The following is a 22,432-nucleotide window of genomic DNA, read 5'->3' as shown; positions in this document are numbered from 1 at the left end:
AAGAGCTATTTAAAATCTTGTATGCAGGAGACTGAGTATGTTTCGAGATAATCGTACAAATGAATTAGTTATATTAAAGGAAATTGCAGAAACATTAAATACATCAAATGATACATATCATGTATTGCAAGCTGTCCTAGAGAAATTACTAAGTGTAACAGGTTTAACGACAGGATGGATTTTTCTTGCGGATGAAAATGGGAAGTATACGAAGTTAATTGATTATCAATTACCAGAGGCACTTACATATGAAAATAAACGCCCGATGTGCGAAGGTGAATGTTGGTGTTTACGAGGTTTTGTAGATGGAAAATTAGAGAGAGCCGTTAATATTATTGAATGTAAAAGAATTAATAATGCAATTGAATATAATTGGGGGGATACGGAGGGCATTCTTCATCATGCTACGGTTCCTTTAAAAGCTGGGGGAGAAAAATTTGGGTTGTTAAATGTTGCAAGTCCGGGTAAAACACATTTTTCAGAAGAAGAATTAGTATTACTCCAATCGGTTGCCTTCCAAATTGGTACGGCTTTAAAGCGAACAAAATTATATGAAAATGAAAAGAGAAGAGCACATTATTATGTGAAATTAGAGCGTTTCATTCAAGATTTAAAAACGATTCATAAGTTTAATGTACTACCTGAAAAAGTGGTAAATCACGTAGGTGAAGTATTTCAATGGAATCAAGTAGCGCTTTTTATTAGGGAGGAAAAAGAATTATCTCTGCGAGCGTCTTACGTTCAGGAAGAGTTAAAAGAGGATATAAAAGAGGCGGCCAAGAGGGCGTTAGAACAAGATGAACCAGTTCTAATAAAACATCAAATAGGACATAATGTACATCTAAATCGAGCTGTTATTGCTACACCAATACATATTCAAAACCATATATTTGGTGTTTTATGTGTTAGCCTGAATAATGGAGAGTTTGATGCTAATACAATAGACGTAATTCAAGCATTATCGAACCATGTTTCGTTAATAATAGAGAATTTGAGGTTAAACGAGCAGCGCCGTGAACTTGTGCGAATGGAAGAAAGAAATCGGTTAGCAAGAGATTTACATGATTCTGTTTCGCAAAAATTATTTTCATTAACCTTCATGACAAAAGGCGCCGAGGCAGTTTTAAAAGGTAAAAATGAAAAGGTAGATCAATCTTTGCATGAGATGCGTGAACTTGCGCAAGGAGCTTTGAAAGAAATGAGGACATTAATTTGGCAGCTTCGTCCGGCGGGATTAGAAAAAGGATTATTGCCAGCTCTAAAGCAGTACGGTGAAAATTTGGGACTGAAAATTAGGGAGCAAGTTACGGGTGTTCGTGATTTACCTCGTGTAGTAGAAGAAGCTTTGTGGCGCATAGGCCAAGAAGCACTGAACAATGTAAGTAAGCATGCAGGTATAAAAGAAGCGACGATTTATTTTACAGTGAATGAGAAAAATGTATCATTAGAAATAGTTGATCAAGGAAAGGGATTTGTGGAAAAGAATATAAAAGAAAAGAAATCACTAGGTATGACTACGATGCGTGAAAGAGTAGAATTAGTTGGTGGAACAATTAAAATTGTAAGTAGTAATAAACGAACGAGCGTAAAAGTAAATGTACCATTATGATGTGAAAATGAGGGAAGTTTGTGAAAATAAAAGTATTGTTAGTTGATGATCATACAGTCGTTTTAAAAGGATTAGCATTTTTCTTAAGTACACAGGAAGATTTAGAGTTAGTTGGAGAAGCGAATAATGGGAAAGAAGCGTTAGTGAAAGTAGGAGAAACAACTCCCGATGTTATATTAATGGATTTATACATGCCTGAAATGGATGGTGTTGAGGCGACGGCATATATTAAAAAAGAGTATCCAAATGTGAAAGTAATTGTATTAACTAGCTTTTCTGATCAGGCGCATGTGTTACCTGCATTAAGGGCTGGAGCAAGTGGGTATATTTTAAAAGATGTAGAACCAGATCAGCTTGTTGAGGCTATTCGAAGCGCATATAAAGGTAATATTCAATTACATCCGGATATAGCAAATGCTCTTCTCTCTCAAACATTACCTGTAGAAGAAAAGGAAGAAGAACCTTCTATTCAAGTGGATGTGCTAACAGCGAGAGAAAATGAAGTATTGCAGCTATTAGCGAAAGGGATGAGCAATAAGGAAGTTGCATCTGTTTTAGTTATTACAGAAAAGACGGTTAAGGCGCATGTAAGTAGCATTTTGAGTAAGTTGAATTTATCTGATCGTACGCAAGCGGCATTATATGCAGTGAAAAATGGAATTGTATAAGACGAAAGTCGTAAGACCAAGTTCGCCTTTGGAAGGTGGACTTTTTTTATGGAAAAATACGTCTATGTGAGGACGAAATTGTCATTATATAAAGATAAAATATGTTTGTAAGCAACAAAACAACAATTACAAGGGATACCTTTTTTGAAAGCATATAACAACATAAGAGTGAGTACTAGGAGGAATAAATAATGGCAACAGTTTTATTCGTTAAAGCAAATAACCGTCCAGCGGAACAAGCAGTTAGTGTAAAATTATATGAGGCATTTTTAGCAAACTATAAAGAAGCACACCCAAATGATACAGTAGTAGAACTTGATTTATATAAAGAAGAATTACCATATGTAGGCGTAGATATGATTAATGGTACATTCAAGGTAGGTAAAGGATTTGATTTAACAGAAGAAGAGGCAAAAGCAGTAGCAGTTGCTGATAAGTATTTAAATCAATTCCTAGAAGCTGATAAAGTTGTTTTCGGCTTCCCATTATGGAACTTAACGATTCCAGCAGTATTGCACACATATATTGATTATTTAAACCGTGCTGGTAAAACGTTCAAATATACGCCAGAGGGTCCAGTTGGCCTAATCGGAGATAAGAAGATTGCATTATTAAATGCAAGAGGCGGCGTATATTCAGAAGGTCCAGCAGCTGAGGTAGAAATGGCTGTTAAATATGTAGCAAGTATGATGGGCTTCTTCGGCGCAACAAACATGGAAACAGTAGTTATTGAAGGGCATAACCAATTCCCAGATAAAGCAGAAGAAATCATTGCTGCAGGTCTTGAAGAAGCAGCTAAAGTAGCAAGTAAATTTTAATTAAAAGTATAATCGTCACTCGAAAAAACAGCATTAACATGTAAACGTTAATGCTGTTTTTTTATATTTTTAGTTCATCAGCAAGTTTTTCTAATGTATTTCGATCTTGTATATAATATGTTCGGCCTTCTTTTCTTAAATAATTTTGTTGGCAAAACTGATTTAATACATATAAAAGATGACGGTAGCTGACATTTAAATATTCCGAGGCCTCGGTATGCTTTTCTATATAACAATTATTTTGCTCTGTTAATAAAATAAAAGCAGCTAATCGATTTTCAAAAGGATAACTATAGTTTTTTGCGTAATTTTCAGTGCGAGTAATTGTCTTTTCTCCAATAAATTTACATAAGTGCTGTAAAAACGTTGCATCTTGTAATAAAAGTTGCTGACAATCTTTAAGAGGAAGTGCCAAACACACACAATCTTCTAGTACTTCAACGGACTTAGTAATATTTTCTACTCCTATTAATCCTAATTCCCCGATAAAAGATGGTGCTTGAATAAAATTAATTAATGAAACCTTCCCGTTTTTATGACTCATATATATTTTTGCCTTCCCAGAAATTAAGTAATAGAGATAAGGGAGAGTATTTCCTTCGCTACATATCATCTCTTTCGTTTGAAAAGAATGTAGCTCTACATATGGCAAGACATGAAATGAAAATAGGGTATGGAATTGATGGATTTGCATGTATTGATAAATTTCTTCCTCATTTTTGCTGATTTTCATATTTTCACCCCTATGTATAGTATGAGATATCTCCTATTATCTTTACAAGAAGGAATGATACGATTTATGTAAATTTGTTTTTGTAGAAAAGAGAGTGTGATGAGTTTATGAAAAAATATAAAACATTGCTATTTGATGTAGATGATACATTATTAGATTTCCAAAAGGCTGAAAAAGTGGCTTTACGGGTGCTTTTTGAAGAGAAGGGAATCCCTTTAACAGACGAGATAGAGGCTCGTTATAAAAAAATAAATAAAGGTCTTTGGGATGCTTTTGAAAAAGGTGAACTATCACGCAATGAAGTTGTAAATACACGATTCTCTCTGTTGTTTAAAGAGTATGGAGAAGAAGTAGACGGAATATTATTCGAAAATAATTACCGTAACTACTTAGAAGAAGGAAATCAACTCATGCAAGGTGCGTTTAAATTTATAAATCAAATTCAAGGGGAGTATGAGTTGTATATAGTGACAAATGGTGTTTCTAAGACGCAAGATAAACGTTTGCGTAATGCAGGGTTACATTCATTGTTTAAAGATGTTTTTGTTTCGGAAGATACAGGTTTTCAAAAGCCGATGAAAGAGTATTTTGATTATGTTTTTGAACGGATTCCTAACTTTGCACCTGAAGAAGGGCTGATTATTGGAGATTCATTAAGCGCGGATATTAAAGGTGGATATGTAGCGGGAATTGATACTTGTTGGTTTAATCCAGAAAGGAAATTAAATGATAGTGGGATTATACCGACATATGAAGTGCATAATTTTGAGGAGTTAGAAGCGTTATTAAAGCAGCATGTGTAATAAAAAAATAGGCAGTGGAGCTTTCATCCCCACTGCCTATTTTTATTAATTTTTATTTTCGTTATGTTTTGGCAGCGGAAAGGCATTCCCGATAGCAGCTGCACCAAGCATGGGCAATAGTAAATTAAGCGGGAAAAACATAAGTAATAGTAATGTTATAGCTATTGGCTTTCGTAACGCATAGCTTGAAATTGCTGTCGTTACGATGGCAACAGATGCTACTGGATCTATAGGAAGAATAGATGCTACAGCGTATCCGATACTTGACCCGGAAAATATAATTGGGAAGATATGTCCACCTCGCCACCCTGTGTTCAAACAAACGGCAGTAATGCACAACTTTAAAATCCCTGAAAGAAGTAGTATCCAAAAAGATAAATGGCTCCATTCAACAACTAATTCTTTTAATTGATGTTCCCCTGAAAATAATGTGTACGGAAGAAAAGTTCCCGCAATTCCTAATAAAATACCACCGATAATTCCGAGTGTCAGTTTGTATTCCCTAAAAGGGTGAATTAACTTCTCTAATGTGAATTCTAACTTGAAATAAAAGAAACCAACTATAGCACCGATACTAGCAAGTGGAAGAAATGCGATCCATTCATTGAAAGAAAGTGCACCTTCCCCAAAATCAACAATAAAGGATCCACGATTATCGAGTTTACTCAGTAGTAAATAAACAGAAAAACCTGCGAAAGTAGTAGCTAAGTATACAATCGCCTTTTTTCCTTTAGAAAAAGCAGCAATTTGTTCCCCCTCATTTTCATTTGGTGCTAAATAACCGAATAATGGTGCGTTAAAAATGACACTTAAAGTAGCTCCAATTCCGATCTCGGTTAGCTCATTCATACCCTTTAAGGCAAATTTAAAGCGATCCCCTACCCATGTGCACAGTCCGCCTATAATTCCAACTAGTGCGGCTTCTGGACCAAGACTAGCACCGAAAATTAAAACAATAATCGCTGTTAAAGTAGCCTGATGGACAAAGCGATATTCGATTCGACCAGTTTTTTTATATTCAGCCATCACTTCAGGCATAAGGCGTGGGTATGTACCGAAATGTTTTTGTGATAGACCAACAAGGACCCCGCCAATTATTGTTACGCAAAGGGTGTAATAAGAGGGAAAAGAGAGAACTTCAGGCAAGTATCCCCAAATAAAGTGGATTCCAATATTTATTGTGACTAAAAATAACCAGACTGTAGCTCCTACTATAGATCCTAGAAGAATGCCATATAGAGCAAGTATGTACTGCATATCTTTTTTATTTGTCATGTTATACCTCCGTTATGTAAATCTTAGTAGGTAAAAAAGTGAAATATACTAGTGAAAAATGGATTGAATATATATAGTATCTTTTTGAGAAGATGGCCTATTCAATATATAGGCTAACTTTAGGGGAATTTGAATTTATAGGTTAAATTACTTATTTAATTTTATAGACTGATTTGAGGTTTTTAAAGGTCTTTTTTGAAATAGACTAGAATATATTTCTTTTGTTGCTTTATATGAAACTGTTAACATTTATTTTAGAACATTCAGAAAAATGTTTGACATTAGGAAATTATTGCTATAAAATCAACGGTAATTGCATAGTCTTATCAAGAAAAGGTGGAGGGACAGGCCCGATGAAACCTTGGCAACAGCCGTATAACGGAATTGTGCCAAATCCTGCAGGTAGTAATCCTGAGAGATAAGAAAGAGCCTTTAGAGCGTGTTTTCAAACTGCTCCTTTCTTGTTTTCAGGAAAGGGGCAGTTTTTTATTTTGTATAAAAGAAAGGAGAATGAGAGATGGGAGAATCATGGGGAAAAGGAACAATTTGTGTGCAAGGTGGCTATACGCCAAAAAATGGTGAACCACGTGTTTTACCACTTTATCAAAGTACAACATATAAATACGATACTTCAGATGATTTAGCAGCCCTATTTAACTTAGAGGCAGAAGGATATATTTATACACGTATTGGAAATCCTACTCTAGCCGCATTTGAGCAGAAGTTATCAGATTTAGAAGGCGGTGTAGGAGCTGTTGCAACGGCTTCTGGGCAAGCAGCTATTATGCTCGCAGTTTTAAATATTTGTAGTAGTGGGGATCATTTACTTTGTTCTTCAACGGTTTACGGGGGAACGTTTAATTTATTTGGAGTGAGTTTGCGTAAACTGGGTATTGATGTTACGTTCTTTAATCCAAATTTAACGGCAGATGAAATTACGGCGCTTGCTAATGACAAGACGAAACTTATCTATGCAGAATCGTTAGGAAATCCAGCGATGAATGTTTTAAATTTTAAAGAATTTTCAGCTGCTGCTAAAGAATTAGAGGTACCTTTTATCGTTGATAATACATTAGCAACTCCTTATTTATGCCAGGCGTTTGAACATGGGGCAAATATTATTGTTCATTCTACGACGAAGTATATCGATGGGCATGCGAGCTCCTTAGGCGGTATTGTAATTGACGGTGGAAACTTTGATTGGACAAATGGAAAGTATCCTGAACTTGTTGAACCAGATCCAAGTTATCACGGTGTAAGTTACGTTCAAAACTTTGGTGCAGCAGCGTATATTGTGAAAGCACGTGTTCAGCTATTAAGAGATTATGGAAATTGTATGAGCCCATTCAATGCATATATTAGCAATATTGGCTTAGAAACATTGCATTTACGAATGGAACGTCATAGTGAAAATGCTCTTGCAGTTGCTAAGTGGCTTGCTAATCATGAACGTATTGAATGGGTGAATTATCCGGGCTTAGATAGTAATGAAAATTACTCATTGGCACAACAGTACTTGAAAAAAGGTGCTAGTGGTGTTTTAACTTTCGGTATTAAAGGCGGATTAGAAGCAGCAAAAGAATTTATCGCAAATGTAAAACTAGCAACTCTTGTAACACACGTAGCTGATGCACGAACTTGCGTTATACATCCTGCTAGTACGACGCATAGACAATTAAATGCTGAAGATCAGCGTTTAGCTGGTGTTACATCTGATTTAATTCGTTTATCAGTTGGTATAGAAGATGTTTCTGATATTATTGCAGATTTGGAAGCAGCTCTAGTTGGGGGCAAAACACATGCCGATCATAATTGATAAAGATTTACCGGCTCGCAAAGTGTTACAAAAAGAAAATATTTTTGTAATGACGAAGGAGCGAGCGGAAACACAAGATATACGCGCTTTGAAAATTGCTATATTAAATTTAATGCCAACGAAGCAAGACACAGAGGCGCAATTACTTCGCTTAATTGGAAACACACCGTTACAATTAGATGTTCATTTGCTTCATATGGAATCACATCTATCTCGTAATGTAACGCAAGAACATTTAACAAGCTTTTATAAAACGTTTCGTGATATTGAAAATGAAAAGTTTGATGGGCTCATTATTACAGGAGCGCCAGTGGAGACCCTTGCTTTTGAAGAGGTAGATTATTGGGAAGAGCTTAAACATATTATGGAGTATTCAAAAACGAATGTAACATCTACGCTCCATATTTGCTGGGGAGCACAGGCTGGCTTGTACTATCATTATGGTGTTCCAAAGTATCCCCTTAAGGAAAAAATGTTCGGTGTATTTGAACATGAAGTTTGCGAGCAACATGTGAAATTGTTACAAGGATTTGATGAATTGTTTTTTGCTCCGCATTCTCGTCATACAGAAGTACGAGAGAATGATATTAGAGGAGTGAAAGACTTAACATTGTTAGCAAACTCTGAAGAAGCAGGTGTTCACCTTGTTATTGGGCCAGAAGGAAGGCAAGTGTTTGCCCTTGGACATAGCGAATATAGTTGTGAGACGTTAAAACAAGAATACGAACGAGATCGTGACAAGGGATTAAATATTGATGTGCCAAAAAACTATTTTAAACATAATAATCCAGATGAAAAGCCGCTTGTTAGGTGGAGGAGTCATGGTAATTTATTGTTTTCTAATTGGTTGAATTATTACGTGTATCAAGAAACCCCTTATATATTGTAAAGAAGGATTGTGTAACACGTGGCAACGTTTTCCTTGTAAAGATTAAACTTTATTTTTCCGAATGTTCAAAATACATTGTTTTTCAGATTTTTTACTCATATAATTTCATCTAAACACAATTTTTGAGGGGTGGACAGTACTATGAAAGAAATTCAAGTTGGGTTATTAGGTCTTGGGACAGTTGGCAGTGGTGTGGTTCGTATTATTACGGATCATCAAGAACGACTCATACACCAAGTAGGTTGTCCAGTGAAGGTAACGAAAGTATTAGTGCAAAACATTGAGAAAGAGAGAGAGGTAGAGGTACCTTCTACTCTATTAACACAAGATGCAAATGAAATTTTAGATAATCCAAATATTGATGTTGTCATTGAAGTGATGGGTGGCATTGATGATGCAAAATCATATATTTTACAAGCTTTAAAGAGCGGAAAGCATATTGTAACTGCAAATAAAGACTTAATGGCATTACATGGAGCTGAATTATTAGCGACAGCAAAAGATAATAAGGCTGATTTATTCTATGAGGCGAGTGTGGCAGGGGGAATTCCAATTTTACGCAGTATCGTAGAAGGACTTTCCTCAGATCTTATTACGAAAGTAATGGGAATTGTAAATGGAACGACAAATTTTATTTTGACGAAAATGTCAGACGAAGGGAGAGCATATAACGACGTGTTAAAAGAAGCCCAACAACTTGGATTTGCAGAAGCAGATCCAACATCAGATGTAGAAGGTTTAGATGCAGCAAGAAAAATGACGATTTTAGCTACTCTCGGTTTCTCTACAAATGTAGAGCTTGGAGACGTGAAAGTAAAAGGGATTACCTCTATTACAGAGGAAGATATTGAATATAGTAAGAGCTTAGGTTATACAATTAAATTAATCGGTCTTGCAAAACGAGATGGTGAAAAATTGGAGGTTACAGTTGAACCAACTTTACTTCCAAATACACATCCTCTTGCGGCAGTACAAAATGAATATAACGCTGTGTATGTGTATGGTGAAGCAGTTGGGGAAACGATGTTTTATGGACCAGGCGCAGGAAGTTTACCAACAGCGACAGCTGTTGTTTCGGATTTAGTTGCTGTAATGCAAAATATTAGATTAGGGGTAACAGGAAATAGTGCTGTAGTCCCACAATATCAAAAAGTATTAAAAGAGCCAGACGAAATTGTCGTGAAAAAGTTTTTAAGACTGCATGTAAAAGACGAAATTGGTGTATTTGCAAAAATTACTTCATTGTTCTCTGAGCGCGGAGTTAGCTTTGAGAAAATTATTCAAATGCCGCTTGAAGAGAAAGGAAAGGCTGAAATTGTAATTGTAACGCATCGTGCGTCTCTTGCTGATTATGATTATATTCTACATACGTTGCAAGGGTATGAAGAAATAGATTGTTTGAAAGCGAACTATCGAATTGAAGGGGATGCTAAGTAGTATCCTTACCATAAAACAGAAAGAGCCTATTAAGCAGCTTGCTTAATAGGCTCTTTTCTATTTAAAATCTGCGTACCAACTTGAATAAATGCTTGGATAATCCAGCCTGTTGTAAAGGATAAGATGATTGTTCCAAAATAGATAGGTCCGTCTAATAAAAAGCTTAACGTTAAAAATAAAAAGGCTAATGAAATCTCTGTTCTTCTAAACGTCCATTTTTTCTTCTCAGCAACCGTTAAAACGAAAGCTTCTTGAGGCGCTGCGCAAAGGTTTGTAGAGATGTAAAGACCAATTCCAGCTCCAACGAATAGATTTCCGCAAATAAGTGTTATATATTTTGGAAGAGAGCGGATAGCGTCCATAATAGTTGTAATGGAACCAATCCAATCAACAAAAAGAGAAATAAGAACCATCGTTACAATTGTACCTATTGTAATTTGTTTTTTATTCCAAAAGAGTACGATAAGTGTAAAGGCAAAGTTAATCATAAAAATCCAAAAACCAATACTTATGCCAAAATTTTGATATAGTGCAATAAAGAAGGAATCATAAGGGCTAAGTCCAAAGGAAGTAATTGTCGTCATCATATTAATACCGATGGCAAGAATGAGTAAACCGCCAATGAAAAATATATATTCTAATTTGAATCGAAGCATAGTTGTATATCCTTTCTAAATGTATTTGCTAGGAAAGGATATATTGTGGAAAGCTTACCAGGTCAAGGGAGAATTTTTGTGAGAAGGGGAAAATGAGATGACAAATATAAGAAAGATTGCTGAACTTGCTGGAGTATCTGTTTCAACTGTTTCACGTGTACTAAATAATCATCCGTACGTAAATGAACAGAAACGAAAAGAAATTTTAGCGATTATAGAAGAATTAAATTACACGCAAAATGTGAATGCAATTCATTTAGTGAAAGGAAAAACGAATGTAATTGGCGTTTTATTGCCACACGTAAATGATCAATATTATAGCGCTATTATCGAGGGGATATCAAAAGAGACAGCAAAGAATAATTATAATATGATGCTTTGCCAGACGAATTATAGCGAAGAAAGAGAACTAGAGATTTTAAATATGTTAAAAATGAAAAAGCTTGATGGGGTTATTATTTGTTCTCGGGCAAATAGTAAGGAGAAGCTTGAAGAATATACAAAATTCGGCCCGATTGTTATGTGTGAAGAAATAGATTCAAAATGCATTTCAAGTGTCCATATCGATTACTACAAAGTATTTTCACTTGGGATGAAAAGCTTAATAGATGCCAGTCATACACATATTGGATATTGTATTGGAAGAAGTAATAGTGTTAATAGCCAAAGACGAAAGAAGGCATATGAAGATTCGCTTCAACAGAGTATCGTAACACCGTTAGAGACCTGGAAATTTGAGGGTTGTTTTACAGTGGAAGATGGACGCAATGTAATTAGAGAATGGGCTCATATGTCAGTAAAACCGACGGCGTTCCTTGTATCTTGTAACCATATTGCAGCGGGGATGGTTACAGAAGCAAAAAAACAAGGAATTCGTATTCCAGAGGATATTACGATTATCGGGTGTGATGATCAAGAGGTGGCAGATATATTGGGTATAACGACGATTTCGCATTCTAGTAAAAACGTTGGAGTAAAAGCGTTTGAATTATTATATGAAAAGATTAATGAAGAGAAATTAGATGTGAAGCATATAGAGTTATTACCAGAGTTAGTAAATAGAGAAACGACGTAATTGAGAAGGTGTGAAAATCGCTTTTCAAAATTTCGTTTGGTATAATTATGGACAATCTATGAGGGCTAAAAGGGGTTTTGATATGAGATCAAAAGTAGTAAAAGTAATTCTACTCATTACAATTGCATCTTTCTGTTTATTTGCATATGGCTTTGTTTCAGGTGTAAATGATGTATTAAATCCGAAAGCTTCAAATTTAATTAAAAAGACCGATGTAGTGGCAAAAGAGAAAAAGAAAACGGGAACGTTACAAATCGTTAGTTTAGGTGATTCATTAACGCGTGGCGTTGGTGATAAAGAAGGAATTGGCTATGTTGGGCGAATGAAAGAGGATTTACAAAAAGATTATAAGCAAAAAATTGCATTAACAAATTTAGCAGTTAGTGGTGCAAAAATGCCCGATTTATTAAAACAAATTGAAAGTAATGGCGCTCAATATTCAATTAAGCAAGCAGATGTAATCGTGTTAACGATTGGTGGGAATGATTTGTTCCCAGGCTGGGAATCGCTTGGGAAAATAGATTTAGAGACGTATCGTCCTGACACAGAAACGTTTCAAAATGAAGCAAAGAAAATTATAGAAGAAATTCGTAAATTAAATACAGATAGTCCGATTTTTTGGCTTGGTTTATACAATCCTTTTGAAGATGTAGAAGATTTAAAAGGGTCTTCAAACATTGTTGTGGACTGGAATGCATCTTTAGAGAAGTTAGCGCTAAACGATAAAAATGTATATATTACACCGACATTTGATTTATTCCAAAACCGTGGGAAAGATTTATTATACTCTGATCATTTTCATCCGAACGAAGTAGGTTATACGTATATGGCAGAACGTTTAGTTCAAAATGTTGTAAGTAAATTAAAACTAGAACAAGGAGGGGTAAAATGACGACGATACTTTCCGTACGAGATTTGAAGAAGGTAATTGGAAAGAAGACTCTTGTAGAGAATATTTCCTTTGATGTAAAGCAAGGAGAAGTGTTCGGGTTCTTAGGACCAAATGGTGCTGGAAAGACGACTACCATTCGAATGTTAGTCGGATTGATTAAGGCGACAGAAGGTACGATTTCTATTGGTGGTTATTCGATTAAGGAAAATTTCAGAGAAGCGATGCGTCAAATTGGGAGTATCGTTGAAAACCCAGAGTTGTATACATATTTAACGGGATGGGAAAATTTAAAGCAATTTGCTCGTATGTTAGGTGATATATCAGATGAACGTATTATTGAAATTGCTGAAATGGTTCATTTAGATGAAAGAATTCATGACAAGGTAAAAACGTACTCACTTGGTATGAAACAACGCCTTGGAATTGCGCAGGCGCTCCTTGGGAATCCAAAATTGCTCATATTAGATGAGCCAACGAATGGTTTAGATCCAGCAGGGATTAGAGAACTTAGGGAATTTATACATAAGCTTGTAAAAGAAGAAAATATGAGCGTGTTTATTTCAAGTCACTTGCTAAGTGAAGTGCAAATGATATGCGATCGCGTTGCTATTATTCATAAAGGAAAAATGATAACAGTTGCCAAGGTTGAAGAATTAATTAAAACAGCAAGTGATCGTGTAGAATGGATTGTTACACCAATTTCTAAGGCGAAAGATATGCTAGAAGCGGCCGAAGAAGTAAGGGAAGTGAGTGTAGAAGGCGATCGATTACTATGCCGCATGGATATTGCATCTATAAGTAGTTGGAATAAACACTTTGTCGAAAATGAAATAGATGTACATAGCGTTAAGGAGCTTGTATTTACGCTAGAAGATTTATTTATTGAACTCACAAGGGGTGAGCAGCATGCGTGAATTTGCGAATCTAGTTTTAAATGAATCAGAAAAGATTTACCGCAAGAAACGTATTTTTGTTGTCATGCTTATTTTAGCAATCTTGATCCCGCTTTTTGTGTATGCGCAGTATCGTGAAATAGAAACGACACAAAAAAGACTCGGTACAACTGATTGGAAGGTTTCATTGCAACAGCAAATTGTTGATTCTCAGAACCGGTTGAACAATTCTAGGTTGCCAGAAGAATGGCGTGATTGGTTAAAGGTAAGAGTTGAGCAACAACAATATTATTTAGATCATGATATTAATCCGATGGCACCGGGTGCACCGACTTTTGTCAGAGCATTTATTGAACAAGGAATTACATTATTTATTCCGCTTCTTGTAATGATTGTAGCCATTGATATCGTTTCAGGAGAACGAAGTGATGGGACGATGAAGATGTTACTTACGCGGCCAATTCGGCGTTGGAAAATACTCCTTAGTAAATACGTGACGATGTTATTTTTCATTTCGCTCATACTGTTTCTTGTAGGTTTGTTTGCTTACATATTATCAGGGCTTGTATTTGGATACTCGGGATGGAATTTACCTGTTTTAACAGGATTTGTTATTGATAAGGAAACGCTAAATACGAACTTTGTGCATCTTATTCCGCAGTGGCAATACATCTTAATGGCGTATGGACTAGCATGGTTTGTTGCTATCGTTGTCGGAACTATATCATTTATGGTCTCTGTTTTAATTCGTAATACACCAGCTGGTATGGGCGTTATGCTAGCTGCATTAATTGCAGGCGGTATTTTAAGCTCGTTCGCAACATCTTGGGAAGGCGCCAAATATATTTTTAGTGTGAATTTATCATTAACGGATTATTTATCAGGAAAATTACCTGCATTACAAGGTTTATCGATGGGATTTTCTTTGATGAATTTAACTGTTTGGGCAGTTGTTTCTCTTGTTATTTCGTTCGTAGTATTTACAAGACAGGATATGGTGAATTAATTAGACAGGAAGTGACAGTATGGAAAATGTTTTAAAGAATGATTGGGAGCCACTATTGGCACCAGAATTCGAGAAAGAGTATTATCTTACTCTATCCAGTTTTTTGACAGAAGAATACAGCACGCATGTTGTTTATCCGAAGGTAGAAGATATTTTTAACGCTCTTCAGTATACAAGTTATGAAAATACAAAGGTTGTTATTTTAGGACAAGATCCATATCATGGACCGAATCAAGCGCATGGTTTAAGCTTTTCTGTGCAACCTGGTGTTAAAACACCACCGTCATTGTTAAATATGTATAAAGAACTTCGAGATGAATATGGTTATGAAATCCCGAATAACGGTTATTTAGTAAAATGGGCGGAACAAGGAGTATTATTACTAAATACCGTATTAACAGTTCGGCAAGGCGAAGCAAATTCTCATAAGGGAAAAGGATGGGAGCACTTTACAGATCGTGTAATTGAACTGTTGAATGAACGTGAAAAGCCAGTTATTTTCATATTGTGGGGGCGCCATGCGCAGGCGAAGAAGAAGTTAATTACGAATCCGAATCATCATATTATCGAATCTGTACATCCAAGCCCATTATCGGCAAGACGTGGTTTCTTTGGTAGTAAGCCATATTCTAAAGTAAATACGATTTTAGCTAATATGGGCGAAAGAGAAATTGATTGGGAAATTCCAAATTTATAAATAGAAAAGGTAGTTAACAGTCGTTAACTACCTTTTTATTATTATTGTTGCTCGTTCTTTAATTTTGCATCTAGTACAAAAGTGCCAAATGGGATAACTGATGAAACAAATGCTCCAAGTGCCCATAAAATTGATTTACGGTGTACGATTGTTACTTGAATTACTGCAAAGATGAATAGAATAAATAGAACACCATGAGCCATGCCTGTAATTTTAACAGCTGTTGCAAATCCTGCGAAATATTTCAATGGCATTGCTACAAATAATAGTAATAGGAAAGAAATACCCTCAACTAGTCCAATTGCTCTTAATCGTCCGATTGGTGTAGATAACATAAAGTAGCCTCCTTTAACGTATGCTTGTATATAGTAAATTTGTATTCTTTTTCAAAATAAAATAGTCTATTTTGTTTCATTATATACAAAAAGAAAGTTTACACTACGAGAATAGTGCAAAGTTCAAAATATAGTCACAAAAGCATGAGAATTTAAATAAAAACCTATTTGAAGTATTTGACTTCAAATAGGTTTTGTGAATGAAAATATTAAACAAGTACATCCGTTTTTAAAACGAATTTCTCTACAACTTTTGCAACACCATCGTTCATGTTTGTATCTGTTACGTAGTTTGCAATTTCTTTAATATCATCAGGTGCATTGCCCATTGCAACGCCAAGACCAGCAAATTCAATCATCGCTTGGTCGTTATAGCTATCGCCCATTGCGATAACTTCTTCACGCTTAATGCCAAGCTTTTGGATCAGTTTGTTTAAGCTCGTTCCTTTTGTAACACCAGCTTCAGTAAATTCTAAGAAGAATGGTTTCGAACGCATCACGCTTAATTGGCCTTCTAGCTGTTTTTGTAGTTTCTTTTCAACTTCAACAAGGCGTTCAGCTTCTTTATTCATTAATACTTTTACTACGGGCTCTTTAACTGCAGCTTTAAAGTCATCTACTACAACAATTGGCATACCAGTAATATCGCCCTCAATTTCAGTATAAGGATTATTTTCTTCCGTTACGATATCATCGCCCATATAAGTATGAATCCATACATCTTCAGTTTGACTAATTTCAAATAGGTTGTGAACGATTTCAGGAGATAGTGTACTACTAAAGATTTCTTCGTTTGTTTTACAGTTAATAATTTTTGCACCATTAAAAGATAAAATGAAACTGCCGTATTCTTCTAAACGAAGTTCTTTCGCTACATTGCGCATACCGAACGTTGGACGTCCAGAAGCAAGTACAACCTTTACGCCTTGCTCTTGTGCAGTCATTAACGCTTCTTTCGTACGAGGTGAAATAGTATGGTCATCACGTAATAAAGTATCATCTAAATCTAAAACAATCATTTTATAAGTCATATAGAAAATTCCTTTCTTTAATTGAAATCAAAATACATGTTCATGAAGAGATTGAGGAATAATAGTAAGACATCAAACCTCTTTGAAAAGAAGTAGATAAATTATTATGAGTGTGTTGCTCATAATATTGGTTAATAATCATTGGGGATGAATAAAACCCCAATGATTAAAGTTTGATTTTATCGTAACAACTCTAAAGGTAGAGTGCAATAATGGAAGTTTTCCAATTTAAGATATTTGTTTTGCTGTGGAACGAGAAAATAGTATTTCTAGCAAGATTGCCATTACAGATCCAAGAACGAGACCATTACTTAAAAACGATGCTAGAAATGGTGGAAGTGTGGAATATGCTCCTGCTGGAACAAACATAACTCCGACTCCCGTAAAGATTGAAAGACCGGCTACTTTAAATAATCGTTCTTTATCCTGGACAGTTTCGTATTCTCGAAAGGCGAGGCCAATCATGCTTGCGAATACAGGATAAATAGCGGCATAACCAACTGCAACAGGGATTGCTGCAAAGAATGAAGTAATCTTTGGAAATATACTAACGACAATAATAAAGCTTGACCCTAATATAAACGGGAGACGTTTATAAATATTAGTCGTTGCAATAAAACCTGCTGATCCAGAAATAGCGACAGGCCCAATAGCTGAAAATAGGCCGCCTAGCAATTGGTTGATTCCTGTTATAATGCCAGCTTGTTTAAAACGATCTGATGCAGCGCTTTCTTCATATTTAGAGACAACCTTTTGTACAACGCGAATACTTGCTAACATATTTGTTAGAAGTAAGAGCGTAACGAAAATGACCGTAATTACCATGTTCCATTCAACACGAGGCATTCCGAAAACAAATAAGGATGGAAAACGGATTATGTCTGTCACTGGTGTTATTGGATTAGATAATCCGAAGCATGCGAATAATATCCAGCCGCATACGATACTGAAAAGAACGGAATATTGTCCAATAATAGGTAGCTTCATGATGAAAAAGGATAGTAAAATAACAATGAGTGAAAGAATAAATACGTTAGGTTGTACTTCTGTATGTTTTCCATCAAGGCCAAACATTCCCTTTAAGAAGGAGCCACTAAGCTGCGCGACAAGAAGAAATAAATACGTTCCAATGACTGTCGGTGTAAAATAGCGAACGAGTTTATCAATAAGTCCAAAAACGCTAAGAATAATACAAATAATACCACTTAATAAGAAAGCATATTGAAGAACTTTAAGTGTCTCATTATTTGATCCAAATAGTACGACGCCTAAACTTGCGTAAAGGGAGAAAATTCCCCACCAAAGGCCAGCAGGACCTTCTTGAATAGGAAGTTTATGCCCAAATATAGCTTGCAAGAGACCAGCAAAACCTAGAACAAATAATGTTCTTTGTACAAATGCGATGGCTTCAGCGCCATTAAGACCATAACTAGTTGCGACACTAATTGGTACAATAAGGCTTCCAGCTAAAATAAATAGTGCCCATTGTAAGGCGGAAAGAAATGTCTTCATTATATCAACCTCTTTCATAGATTCCGTATCTAGTATATACGTATTTTATTTCCACTGGCAAAGATTGTAGATAGAGAAAAGAGTTGAAACACAGTATGAATGCACGTAAGCAATTATGGATAGCAGTTATATGTATGACTTTTGTTGTAATTCTAGGAACGATAGGATTTATGACGATTGAAGAGATTAGTTTGTTTCAAGCATTTTGGATGACAATGATTACTGTATTGACTGTTGGATACGGAGATGCCGTTCCTGTAACGCAAACGGGGAAAGTATTTGCGCTTCTTATTATTCCTGTTGGCGTAGGTATTGTTACGTATGCAATTGGGGTAGTGGCAGCTATGATTATTGAAGGGAATTTATTTCATGCAGTACGGAGGAAGAAGATGGATAAACAAATAGCGCAGTTGAAAAATCATATTATAGTATGTGGTTGCGGTAGAGTGGGGCTTCAAGTTGTACATGAATTGCAAGAAAAGAATATTCCATTTGTCGTTGTTGATAAAGATGAAAGTATATTGGAGCAGGAAAAGCTTTTATTTGTACATGGAGATGCAACGGAAGATCAAGTATTACATAATGCCGGAATTTTAAAAGCAGCTGGTTTAGTTGCTATTGTTGCAAATGATGCCGAAAATGTATTTATTACATTAACAGCAAGAGGGTTAAACGATACGATTAAAATTGTGGCGAGATCTGAAAAGCCAGAAACTGAAGAGAAATTAAGGCGTGCTGGTGCAAATAAGGTTATTAATCCATCTAGTATGGCGGGTATTCATATCGCAAAAGGTATTGCAAATCCATTAACCGTTCATTATATTGATACAGTGTTGTATGGAGTAGAACAGTCATTTGTCATTGAAGAAATTCTAGTTGGAAAAGATTCAATATTAGTTGGTAAATCGTTACTAGAGAGTAATGTAAGGAATCAGTTTGATGTAACAATATTAGCGATTTCAAGAAATGGGAATATTATACATAATCCGGCAGGGCAGGAAAAATTGAAAGAACGTGATATGATAATAGTATTTGGTTCAGTAGAAAAATTGGGACAATTCGAGAAAGAATTACAAAGTACGAGGTGATAAGGAATGCAAATATCTAGCGACAAGATTTTAAATAAAATGGCGAATGAAATTGCGAAGGCAAAAAGTAGTGAAGGACAAAAGTCAAAAGAACATTTATTAGTTGTGCGTGCTTTATGTGACTTATTATTAGATGAACAAGTTGAAACATCTACATATAGAGAACCGAAAATTCAATCGCAAGTAATTGGATCACAACCAGTAACAACTATGCAACCAATTGCACCTGTTTCTGGGGAGCCAGTATATATAAAAGAAAGTGATGCAAACGGTAATTCTTTATTTGATTTTTAGAAGATAAATCGTTTGGCTTATATGCAAAAATTGCTTATGATAAAGGTAAAAAAGGGGAATTAAGATGAAAATTTTCTTTTTACTAGGTTGTATTGCAGCGGGGCTATCTGTTGCGTTAGGGGCCTTTGGAGCACACGGTTTAGAAAATAAAATTTCTGCAAAAATGTTAGAAGTTTGGAAAACAGGCGTTACATATCAAATGTTTCATGCAGGTGGACTATTCGTAGTTGCTTTATTGATGGATAAGGTTCAATCATCACTTTTAACTACTGCTGGTTGGCTAATGGTAGCTGGAATTATTATGTTCTCAGGTAGTTTGTATGCATTAAGTACGACAGGCATTAAGTTCTTTGGTCCAATTACACCTCTTGGTGGTGTAGCGTTTATTGTGGCGTGGATTCTAGTAGGGACTGCAGTTGTAAAAGGATTATAAAAAAACAAAAGCTGGCATTTGCCAGCTTTTTTTATGGTCTTGGAGTATAAGTTGCTTGTTGACTAGGTAAATACGTAATTTCTTCTGGAAACTCTACGTAATCTAAGTAGATCATTAGTAGTAAATAGCGTTTTCCTGATTGCGGTTCACTAATAACAATATGGTCACGGCCAGCTGCTTCAATAATACCTGTATAAGATTGTGTACCAAGGGAACTGCCACGTTCATAAGTCATTACAACCGTAGCTTGCTTACCTTTGTTTAAACGAAGGATATTTTCAATATAGGATTGCTCTAGAGGTAACATGCCTTGAGAAATTGCATATTGAGCTTGCGCAGCTTGAGCTGTTTGTTGTTGCATCGCTTGCTGCTGTTGTTGAGTCATTTGTTGCGGTTGTACATAAGTTCCAGATGGTTGATAAAAACCTGTTCCATAGTACGGATTTTGTTGCTGTGCCATTCAAAAATCCCTCCTCATTTTTATTCCTTAATATACGCTAGGGCAGTCTCCAGCAGATGGCTGGAAGAAGCAGTGCTTTTTAAAGCGACCAGAGTTTTGTTGGTTATACCAAGTCGGTGGACATGCCCCTTCAGGTCTAAAGAACCATAAGGCAAAGTTGGCAGGCCAAAAACGTTGCCCTTGAATGGTCCGTCTTGCTAGGGCAATATCTTGTTCACGTGCCCGTTGATAAAAGTATCCTTTTTGCGTTGCTTCAAAACCGCCGGGGTTTTGATAAACCATTTGACGTAAATTACGAATGCTTTTAAAGTCTAAACAATTTCCGCGGACACGATTTACCCCAACGTTTCCGACCATTAACATTCCTTGTTGTCCTTCTCCCTCGGCTTCAGCACGCATCAGTCTAGCTAACAACTTTACATCTTCTTCGTTATAAGCAATAACTCCCATTATGTGTCACCTCTCTTTTTGGAATACCTTTTGGAAAGAGGTTTATCTCTAGATGAAGTGTGTAACAATTACTAGTTCATACGTATGAGGAAAAGGGCTCAGATATGACAACCAAACGAAGTTTTACATTGAGAGCGGAAAATAAAAAAAGCTAGCGTGAGCCAGCTTTTTTATTAAAAAACTTTAGACCATAAGTTTGAGAAGAAATCACCAATAGAGCGCATTGTTAACACAAACCAATTTGCTTTTTCAACTTCCTCTGTCGTTTTTGCAGTAACTTTCATACTTTTACTACCGTCTAAGAAACCATATTTATCAGTTGATTCTAAAGTAATTGAGCCTACTTTGGCATCTTTCTTAATAGGAGCAACTAAATGTCCATCTTCAGCAAGAGATTTATCTAATTCAGTCCCAATTTTATAAGGTTCTTTGCTACCTTTTTTCGCAATTACTGTTATTTCTTTTTCGGGTGCAACAGTTACTTGGTCTTCTTTCCCTTTTACTACAGAGATTGTATTGTTCTTATTAACTTTTAGTTTTTGTTTTTCAAAGTTATTAAATCCATATTCGATTAATTCACGAGATTCTGTGAAACGTTCATCCATTGATTTTGTTTTAATAATAACCGAGATAAGACGTACATCACCACGTTTAGCAGTAATAGTAAATCCGTATCCAGCTGTATCAGAACTTCCAGTTTTTAAACCATCAGTACCTTCATAAGCGAAAGCAGCTCCTGGTAACATCCAATTCCAGTTTTCCATACGAATTGGTTTTGGGTGATTGTCTGGGAAGTTTCTAAATCTTTGTTTTGTATCCTCTAGCATTTCTGGATACTTTGTAATCATTGCTTTTGAAAGCATACCCATATCACGAGCTGACATAGAGTTTTCTGCATTTGGATCAGTACCCTCAGGATGTTTTCCTTTTAAGTCAGCGTTATTTAAGCCAGTAGCGTTTACAAATTTATATTTCTTTAATCCTAGCTTTTTAGCATGTTCATTTGCAAGATTTAAGAAGTTTTTCTCACTTCCTGCAAGAAGTTCTGCTAAAGCGATACTAGATCCATTTGCAGAGAATATAACAATAGAATGATATAATTCTTTTACAGTATATTGACGTCCTTTTTCGAACGGTACATTAGAGAATTCATTATTACGAGAGACTTCATAAGCGTAATCAGAAATATTTACTTTCGTATCCCATGTGATTTTTCCTTCTTTAATTGCTTCTAAAACAGCGTAAACAACAATTAATTTCGACATACTAGCAATAGCCAGCAATTCATCTGGATTTTGCTCGTGAAGTATTTTTCCTGTATCTGCATCAAATAAAAGTGCAGCGGCTGCCTCAATATGTATTTTTTCTTCCGCATGGGATGTTGTTACTACTAAGGAAGAAATTGACAATAAAAGCAATAGTAAAATAGACAAAATTTTTTTCATATAGATTATCACCTTCGCATCGTTATTTAGCACATAGCTCGTATCATTTTAGCATATCTTTATATATAAAAAGGTTACAATTTTACAATAAATTTGAAAAAATGTCGGTTTTTCTTC

At 35.6% G+C, this 22,432-nt stretch carries 24 protein-coding genes and 1 riboswitch; of the genes, 15 read left to right on the top strand and 9 right to left on the bottom strand.

Annotated elements, in window-relative coordinates:
• Positions 1-37: 37 nt before the first annotated feature.
• The 3 genes from N2V80_RS26860 to N2V80_RS26850 all read left to right on the top strand — a co-directional run bounded on the left by N2V80_RS26860 (position 38) and on the right by N2V80_RS26850 (position 3,095).
• Positions 38-1,609 (top strand): GAF domain-containing sensor histidine kinase, encoded by a 1,572-nt coding sequence (locus N2V80_RS26860; protein ID WP_025966827.1) that lies wholly within the window; start codon positions 38-40, stop codon positions 1,607-1,609.
• A gap of 20 nt (positions 1,610-1,629) precedes the next feature.
• Positions 1,630-2,277, top strand: a complete 648-nt coding sequence (locus N2V80_RS26855) for a response regulator (RefSeq protein ID WP_000695813.1) — start codon at positions 1,630-1,632, stop codon at positions 2,275-2,277.
• A 191-nt stretch (positions 2,278-2,468) separates the two neighbouring features.
• On the top strand, positions 2,469-3,095 hold the full coding sequence (locus tag N2V80_RS26850) for an FMN-dependent NADH-azoreductase (protein ID WP_000246735.1): 627 nt from the start codon (positions 2,469-2,471) through the stop codon (positions 3,093-3,095).
• A gap of 61 nt (positions 3,096-3,156) precedes the next feature.
• On the opposite strand, the gene N2V80_RS26845 is transcribed toward N2V80_RS26850, so the two are convergent.
• Positions 3,157-3,828: a transcriptional regulator YeiL gene (locus tag N2V80_RS26845; RefSeq protein ID WP_000703312.1), complete on the bottom strand. Its 672-nt coding sequence runs from the start codon at positions 3,826-3,828 to the stop codon at positions 3,157-3,159.
• Positions 3,829-3,935: 107 nt separating this feature from the next.
• Here N2V80_RS26845 and N2V80_RS26840 point away from each other — a divergent pair, with 107 nt between their 5' ends.
• Positions 3,936-4,631 carry a YjjG family noncanonical pyrimidine nucleotidase gene (locus N2V80_RS26840; RefSeq protein ID WP_000760189.1) on the top strand — a complete coding sequence of 232 codons (696 nt, stop codon included), beginning with the start codon at positions 3,936-3,938 and terminating at the stop codon, positions 4,629-4,631.
• A gap of 45 nt (positions 4,632-4,676) precedes the next feature.
• Here the strand turns inward: N2V80_RS26840 and N2V80_RS26835 are convergent, their stop codons facing one another.
• Positions 4,677-5,906 carry a chloride channel protein gene (locus N2V80_RS26835; protein ID WP_000182464.1) on the bottom strand — a complete coding sequence of 410 codons (1,230 nt, stop codon included), beginning with the start codon at positions 5,904-5,906 and terminating at the stop codon, positions 4,677-4,679.
• A gap of 320 nt (positions 5,907-6,226) precedes the next feature.
• Positions 6,227-6,331, top strand: a riboswitch (SAM riboswitch).
• A 92-nt stretch (positions 6,332-6,423) separates the two neighbouring features.
• Between N2V80_RS26835 and N2V80_RS26830 the strand changes: the two genes are divergently transcribed.
• From N2V80_RS26830 to N2V80_RS26820, 3 genes are all read left to right on the top strand, one after another.
• Positions 6,424-7,722 (top strand): bifunctional O-acetylhomoserine aminocarboxypropyltransferase/cysteine synthase, encoded by a 1,299-nt coding sequence (locus tag N2V80_RS26830; RefSeq protein WP_000504780.1) that lies wholly within the window; start codon positions 6,424-6,426, stop codon positions 7,720-7,722.
• Positions 7,706-8,611 (top strand): homoserine O-acetyltransferase MetA, encoded by a 906-nt coding sequence (metA, locus tag N2V80_RS26825; RefSeq protein ID WP_001121538.1) that lies wholly within the window; start codon positions 7,706-7,708, stop codon positions 8,609-8,611. Before N2V80_RS26830 ends, metA begins: the two co-directional genes overlap by 17 nt.
• 141 nt (positions 8,612-8,752) lie before the next feature.
• Complete coding sequence (locus N2V80_RS26820; RefSeq protein WP_000659107.1) at positions 8,753-10,048, top strand: homoserine dehydrogenase; 1,296 nt, start codon at positions 8,753-8,755, stop codon at positions 10,046-10,048.
• Between the two features lie 29 nt (positions 10,049-10,077).
• Here N2V80_RS26820 and N2V80_RS26815 read toward each other — a convergent pair whose 3' ends face one another.
• Positions 10,078-10,704: a YczE/YyaS/YitT family protein gene (locus tag N2V80_RS26815; protein WP_000943410.1), complete on the bottom strand. Its 627-nt coding sequence runs from the start codon at positions 10,702-10,704 to the stop codon at positions 10,078-10,080.
• Positions 10,705-10,801: 97 nt separating this feature from the next.
• Between N2V80_RS26815 and N2V80_RS26810 the strand changes: the two genes are divergently transcribed.
• From N2V80_RS26810 to N2V80_RS26790, 5 genes are read left to right on the top strand one after another with little or no spacing between them, the layout of a single operon-like run.
• Positions 10,802-11,779 (top strand): LacI family DNA-binding transcriptional regulator, encoded by a 978-nt coding sequence (locus N2V80_RS26810; RefSeq protein ID WP_061655690.1) that lies wholly within the window; start codon positions 10,802-10,804, stop codon positions 11,777-11,779.
• Between the two features lie 10 nt (positions 11,780-11,789).
• The gene (locus N2V80_RS26805) at positions 11,790-12,671 is read left to right on the top strand and encodes an SGNH/GDSL hydrolase family protein (RefSeq protein WP_002022849.1); all 882 of its coding nucleotides are present in this window, start codon (positions 11,790-11,792) and stop codon (positions 12,669-12,671) included.
• A complete protein-coding gene (locus tag N2V80_RS26800) occupies positions 12,668-13,585 on the top strand; it encodes an ABC transporter ATP-binding protein (RefSeq protein ID WP_000207719.1) in 918 nt (305 codons plus the stop codon). Before N2V80_RS26805 ends, N2V80_RS26800 begins: the two co-directional genes overlap by 4 nt.
• Complete coding sequence (locus tag N2V80_RS26795) at positions 13,578-14,570, top strand: ABC transporter permease subunit (RefSeq protein ID WP_001206477.1); 993 nt, start codon at positions 13,578-13,580, stop codon at positions 14,568-14,570. The genes N2V80_RS26800 and N2V80_RS26795 overlap by 8 nt, the downstream gene beginning before the upstream one ends.
• 19 nt (positions 14,571-14,589) lie before the next feature.
• Positions 14,590-15,267, top strand: a complete 678-nt coding sequence (locus N2V80_RS26790) for a uracil-DNA glycosylase (RefSeq protein ID WP_000432520.1) — start codon at positions 14,590-14,592, stop codon at positions 15,265-15,267.
• Between the two features lie 41 nt (positions 15,268-15,308).
• On the opposite strand, the gene N2V80_RS26785 is transcribed toward N2V80_RS26790, so the two are convergent.
• From N2V80_RS26785 to N2V80_RS26775, 3 genes are all read right to left on the bottom strand, one after another.
• Positions 15,309-15,602, bottom strand: coding sequence for a DUF3817 domain-containing protein (locus N2V80_RS26785; protein WP_000953396.1), 294 nt, complete (start codon positions 15,600-15,602; stop codon positions 15,309-15,311).
• Positions 15,603-15,811: 209 nt separating this feature from the next.
• Entirely contained in the window at positions 15,812-16,633 is an 822-nt protein-coding gene (locus tag N2V80_RS26780; protein WP_000221395.1) for a Cof-type HAD-IIB family hydrolase, read from the bottom strand.
• A gap of 228 nt (positions 16,634-16,861) precedes the next feature.
• Positions 16,862-18,145, bottom strand: a complete 1,284-nt coding sequence (locus tag N2V80_RS26775; protein ID WP_061655689.1) for a purine/pyrimidine permease — start codon at positions 18,143-18,145, stop codon at positions 16,862-16,864.
• 95 nt (positions 18,146-18,240) lie between these two features.
• On the opposite strand from N2V80_RS26775, the gene N2V80_RS26770 reads away from it, so the two are divergent.
• The 3 genes from N2V80_RS26770 (at position 18,241) to N2V80_RS26760 (ending at position 19,960) form a co-directional block, all read left to right on the top strand.
• The gene (locus N2V80_RS26770; RefSeq protein WP_000993988.1) at positions 18,241-19,233 is read left to right on the top strand and encodes a potassium channel family protein; all 993 of its coding nucleotides are present in this window, start codon (positions 18,241-18,243) and stop codon (positions 19,231-19,233) included.
• Between the two features lie 6 nt (positions 19,234-19,239).
• Positions 19,240-19,527 carry a YwdI family protein gene (locus tag N2V80_RS26765; RefSeq protein ID WP_001167349.1) on the top strand — a complete coding sequence of 96 codons (288 nt, stop codon included), beginning with the start codon at positions 19,240-19,242 and terminating at the stop codon, positions 19,525-19,527.
• A gap of 64 nt (positions 19,528-19,591) precedes the next feature.
• On the top strand, positions 19,592-19,960 hold the full coding sequence (locus N2V80_RS26760) for a DUF423 domain-containing protein (RefSeq protein ID WP_000688315.1): 369 nt from the start codon (positions 19,592-19,594) through the stop codon (positions 19,958-19,960).
• Between the two features lie 31 nt (positions 19,961-19,991).
• Here the strand turns inward: N2V80_RS26760 and gerQ are convergent, their stop codons facing one another.
• The 3 genes from gerQ to N2V80_RS26745 all read right to left on the bottom strand — a co-directional run bounded on the left by gerQ (position 19,992) and on the right by N2V80_RS26745 (position 22,315).
• The gene (gerQ, locus tag N2V80_RS26755) at positions 19,992-20,420 is read right to left on the bottom strand and encodes a spore coat protein GerQ (RefSeq protein WP_000068652.1); all 429 of its coding nucleotides are present in this window, start codon (positions 20,418-20,420) and stop codon (positions 19,992-19,994) included.
• Positions 20,421-20,447: 27 nt separating this feature from the next.
• Positions 20,448-20,870, bottom strand: coding sequence for a cell wall hydrolase CwlJ (cwlJ, locus tag N2V80_RS26750; protein WP_000538167.1), 423 nt, complete (start codon positions 20,868-20,870; stop codon positions 20,448-20,450).
• A gap of 173 nt (positions 20,871-21,043) precedes the next feature.
• Positions 21,044-22,315, bottom strand: a complete 1,272-nt coding sequence (locus N2V80_RS26745; protein WP_061655688.1) for a serine hydrolase — start codon at positions 22,313-22,315, stop codon at positions 21,044-21,046.
• Positions 22,316-22,432: the final 117 nt, after the last annotated feature.

It is taken from the genome of Bacillus sp. FSL W8-0640, assembly GCF_038007725.1.
GTDB lineage: Bacteria > Bacillota > Bacilli > Bacillales > Bacillaceae_G > Bacillus_A > Bacillus_A cereus.
This window is presented reverse-complemented; position numbering and strand designations above follow the sequence as displayed.

Coding starts and splice junctions, on each gene's coding strand:
- N2V80_RS26770 (WP_000993988.1), top strand. CDS start 18,241: ATGAATGCACGTAAGCAATTATGGATAGCAGTTATATGTATGACTTTT.
- N2V80_RS26840 (WP_000760189.1), top strand. CDS start 3,936: ATGAAAAAATATAAAACATTGCTATTTGATGTAGATGATACATTATTA.
- N2V80_RS26760 (WP_000688315.1), top strand. CDS start 19,592: ATGAAAATTTTCTTTTTACTAGGTTGTATTGCAGCGGGGCTATCTGTT.
- N2V80_RS26860 (WP_025966827.1), top strand. CDS start 38: ATGTTTCGAGATAATCGTACAAATGAATTAGTTATATTAAAGGAAATT.
- N2V80_RS26810 (WP_061655690.1), top strand. CDS start 10,802: ATGACAAATATAAGAAAGATTGCTGAACTTGCTGGAGTATCTGTTTCA.
- gerQ (WP_000068652.1), bottom strand. CDS start 20,420: ATGGCACAGCAACAAAATCCGTACTATGGAACAGGTTTTTATCAACCA.
- N2V80_RS26815 (WP_000943410.1), bottom strand. CDS start 10,704: ATGCTTCGATTCAAATTAGAATATATATTTTTCATTGGCGGTTTACTC.
- N2V80_RS26765 (WP_001167349.1), top strand. CDS start 19,240: ATGCAAATATCTAGCGACAAGATTTTAAATAAAATGGCGAATGAAATT.
- N2V80_RS26795 (WP_001206477.1), top strand. CDS start 13,578: ATGCGTGAATTTGCGAATCTAGTTTTAAATGAATCAGAAAAGATTTAC.
- cwlJ (WP_000538167.1), bottom strand. CDS start 20,870: ATGGGAGTTATTGCTTATAACGAAGAAGATGTAAAGTTGTTAGCTAGA.
- N2V80_RS26780 (WP_000221395.1), bottom strand. CDS start 16,633: ATGACTTATAAAATGATTGTTTTAGATTTAGATGATACTTTATTACGT.
- N2V80_RS26835 (WP_000182464.1), bottom strand. CDS start 5,906: ATGACAAATAAAAAAGATATGCAGTACATACTTGCTCTATATGGCATT.
- N2V80_RS26775 (WP_061655689.1), bottom strand. CDS start 18,145: ATGAAGACATTTCTTTCCGCCTTACAATGGGCACTATTTATTTTAGCT.
- N2V80_RS26845 (WP_000703312.1), bottom strand. CDS start 3,828: ATGAAAATCAGCAAAAATGAGGAAGAAATTTATCAATACATGCAAATC.
- N2V80_RS26830 (WP_000504780.1), top strand. CDS start 6,424: ATGGGAGAATCATGGGGAAAAGGAACAATTTGTGTGCAAGGTGGCTAT.
- N2V80_RS26790 (WP_000432520.1), top strand. CDS start 14,590: ATGGAAAATGTTTTAAAGAATGATTGGGAGCCACTATTGGCACCAGAA.
- N2V80_RS26800 (WP_000207719.1), top strand. CDS start 12,668: ATGACGACGATACTTTCCGTACGAGATTTGAAGAAGGTAATTGGAAAG.
- N2V80_RS26745 (WP_061655688.1), bottom strand. CDS start 22,315: ATGAAAAAAATTTTGTCTATTTTACTATTGCTTTTATTGTCAATTTCT.
- N2V80_RS26850 (WP_000246735.1), top strand. CDS start 2,469: ATGGCAACAGTTTTATTCGTTAAAGCAAATAACCGTCCAGCGGAACAA.
- N2V80_RS26820 (WP_000659107.1), top strand. CDS start 8,753: ATGAAAGAAATTCAAGTTGGGTTATTAGGTCTTGGGACAGTTGGCAGT.
- N2V80_RS26785 (WP_000953396.1), bottom strand. CDS start 15,602: ATGTTATCTACACCAATCGGACGATTAAGAGCAATTGGACTAGTTGAG.
- metA (WP_001121538.1), top strand. CDS start 7,706: ATGCCGATCATAATTGATAAAGATTTACCGGCTCGCAAAGTGTTACAA.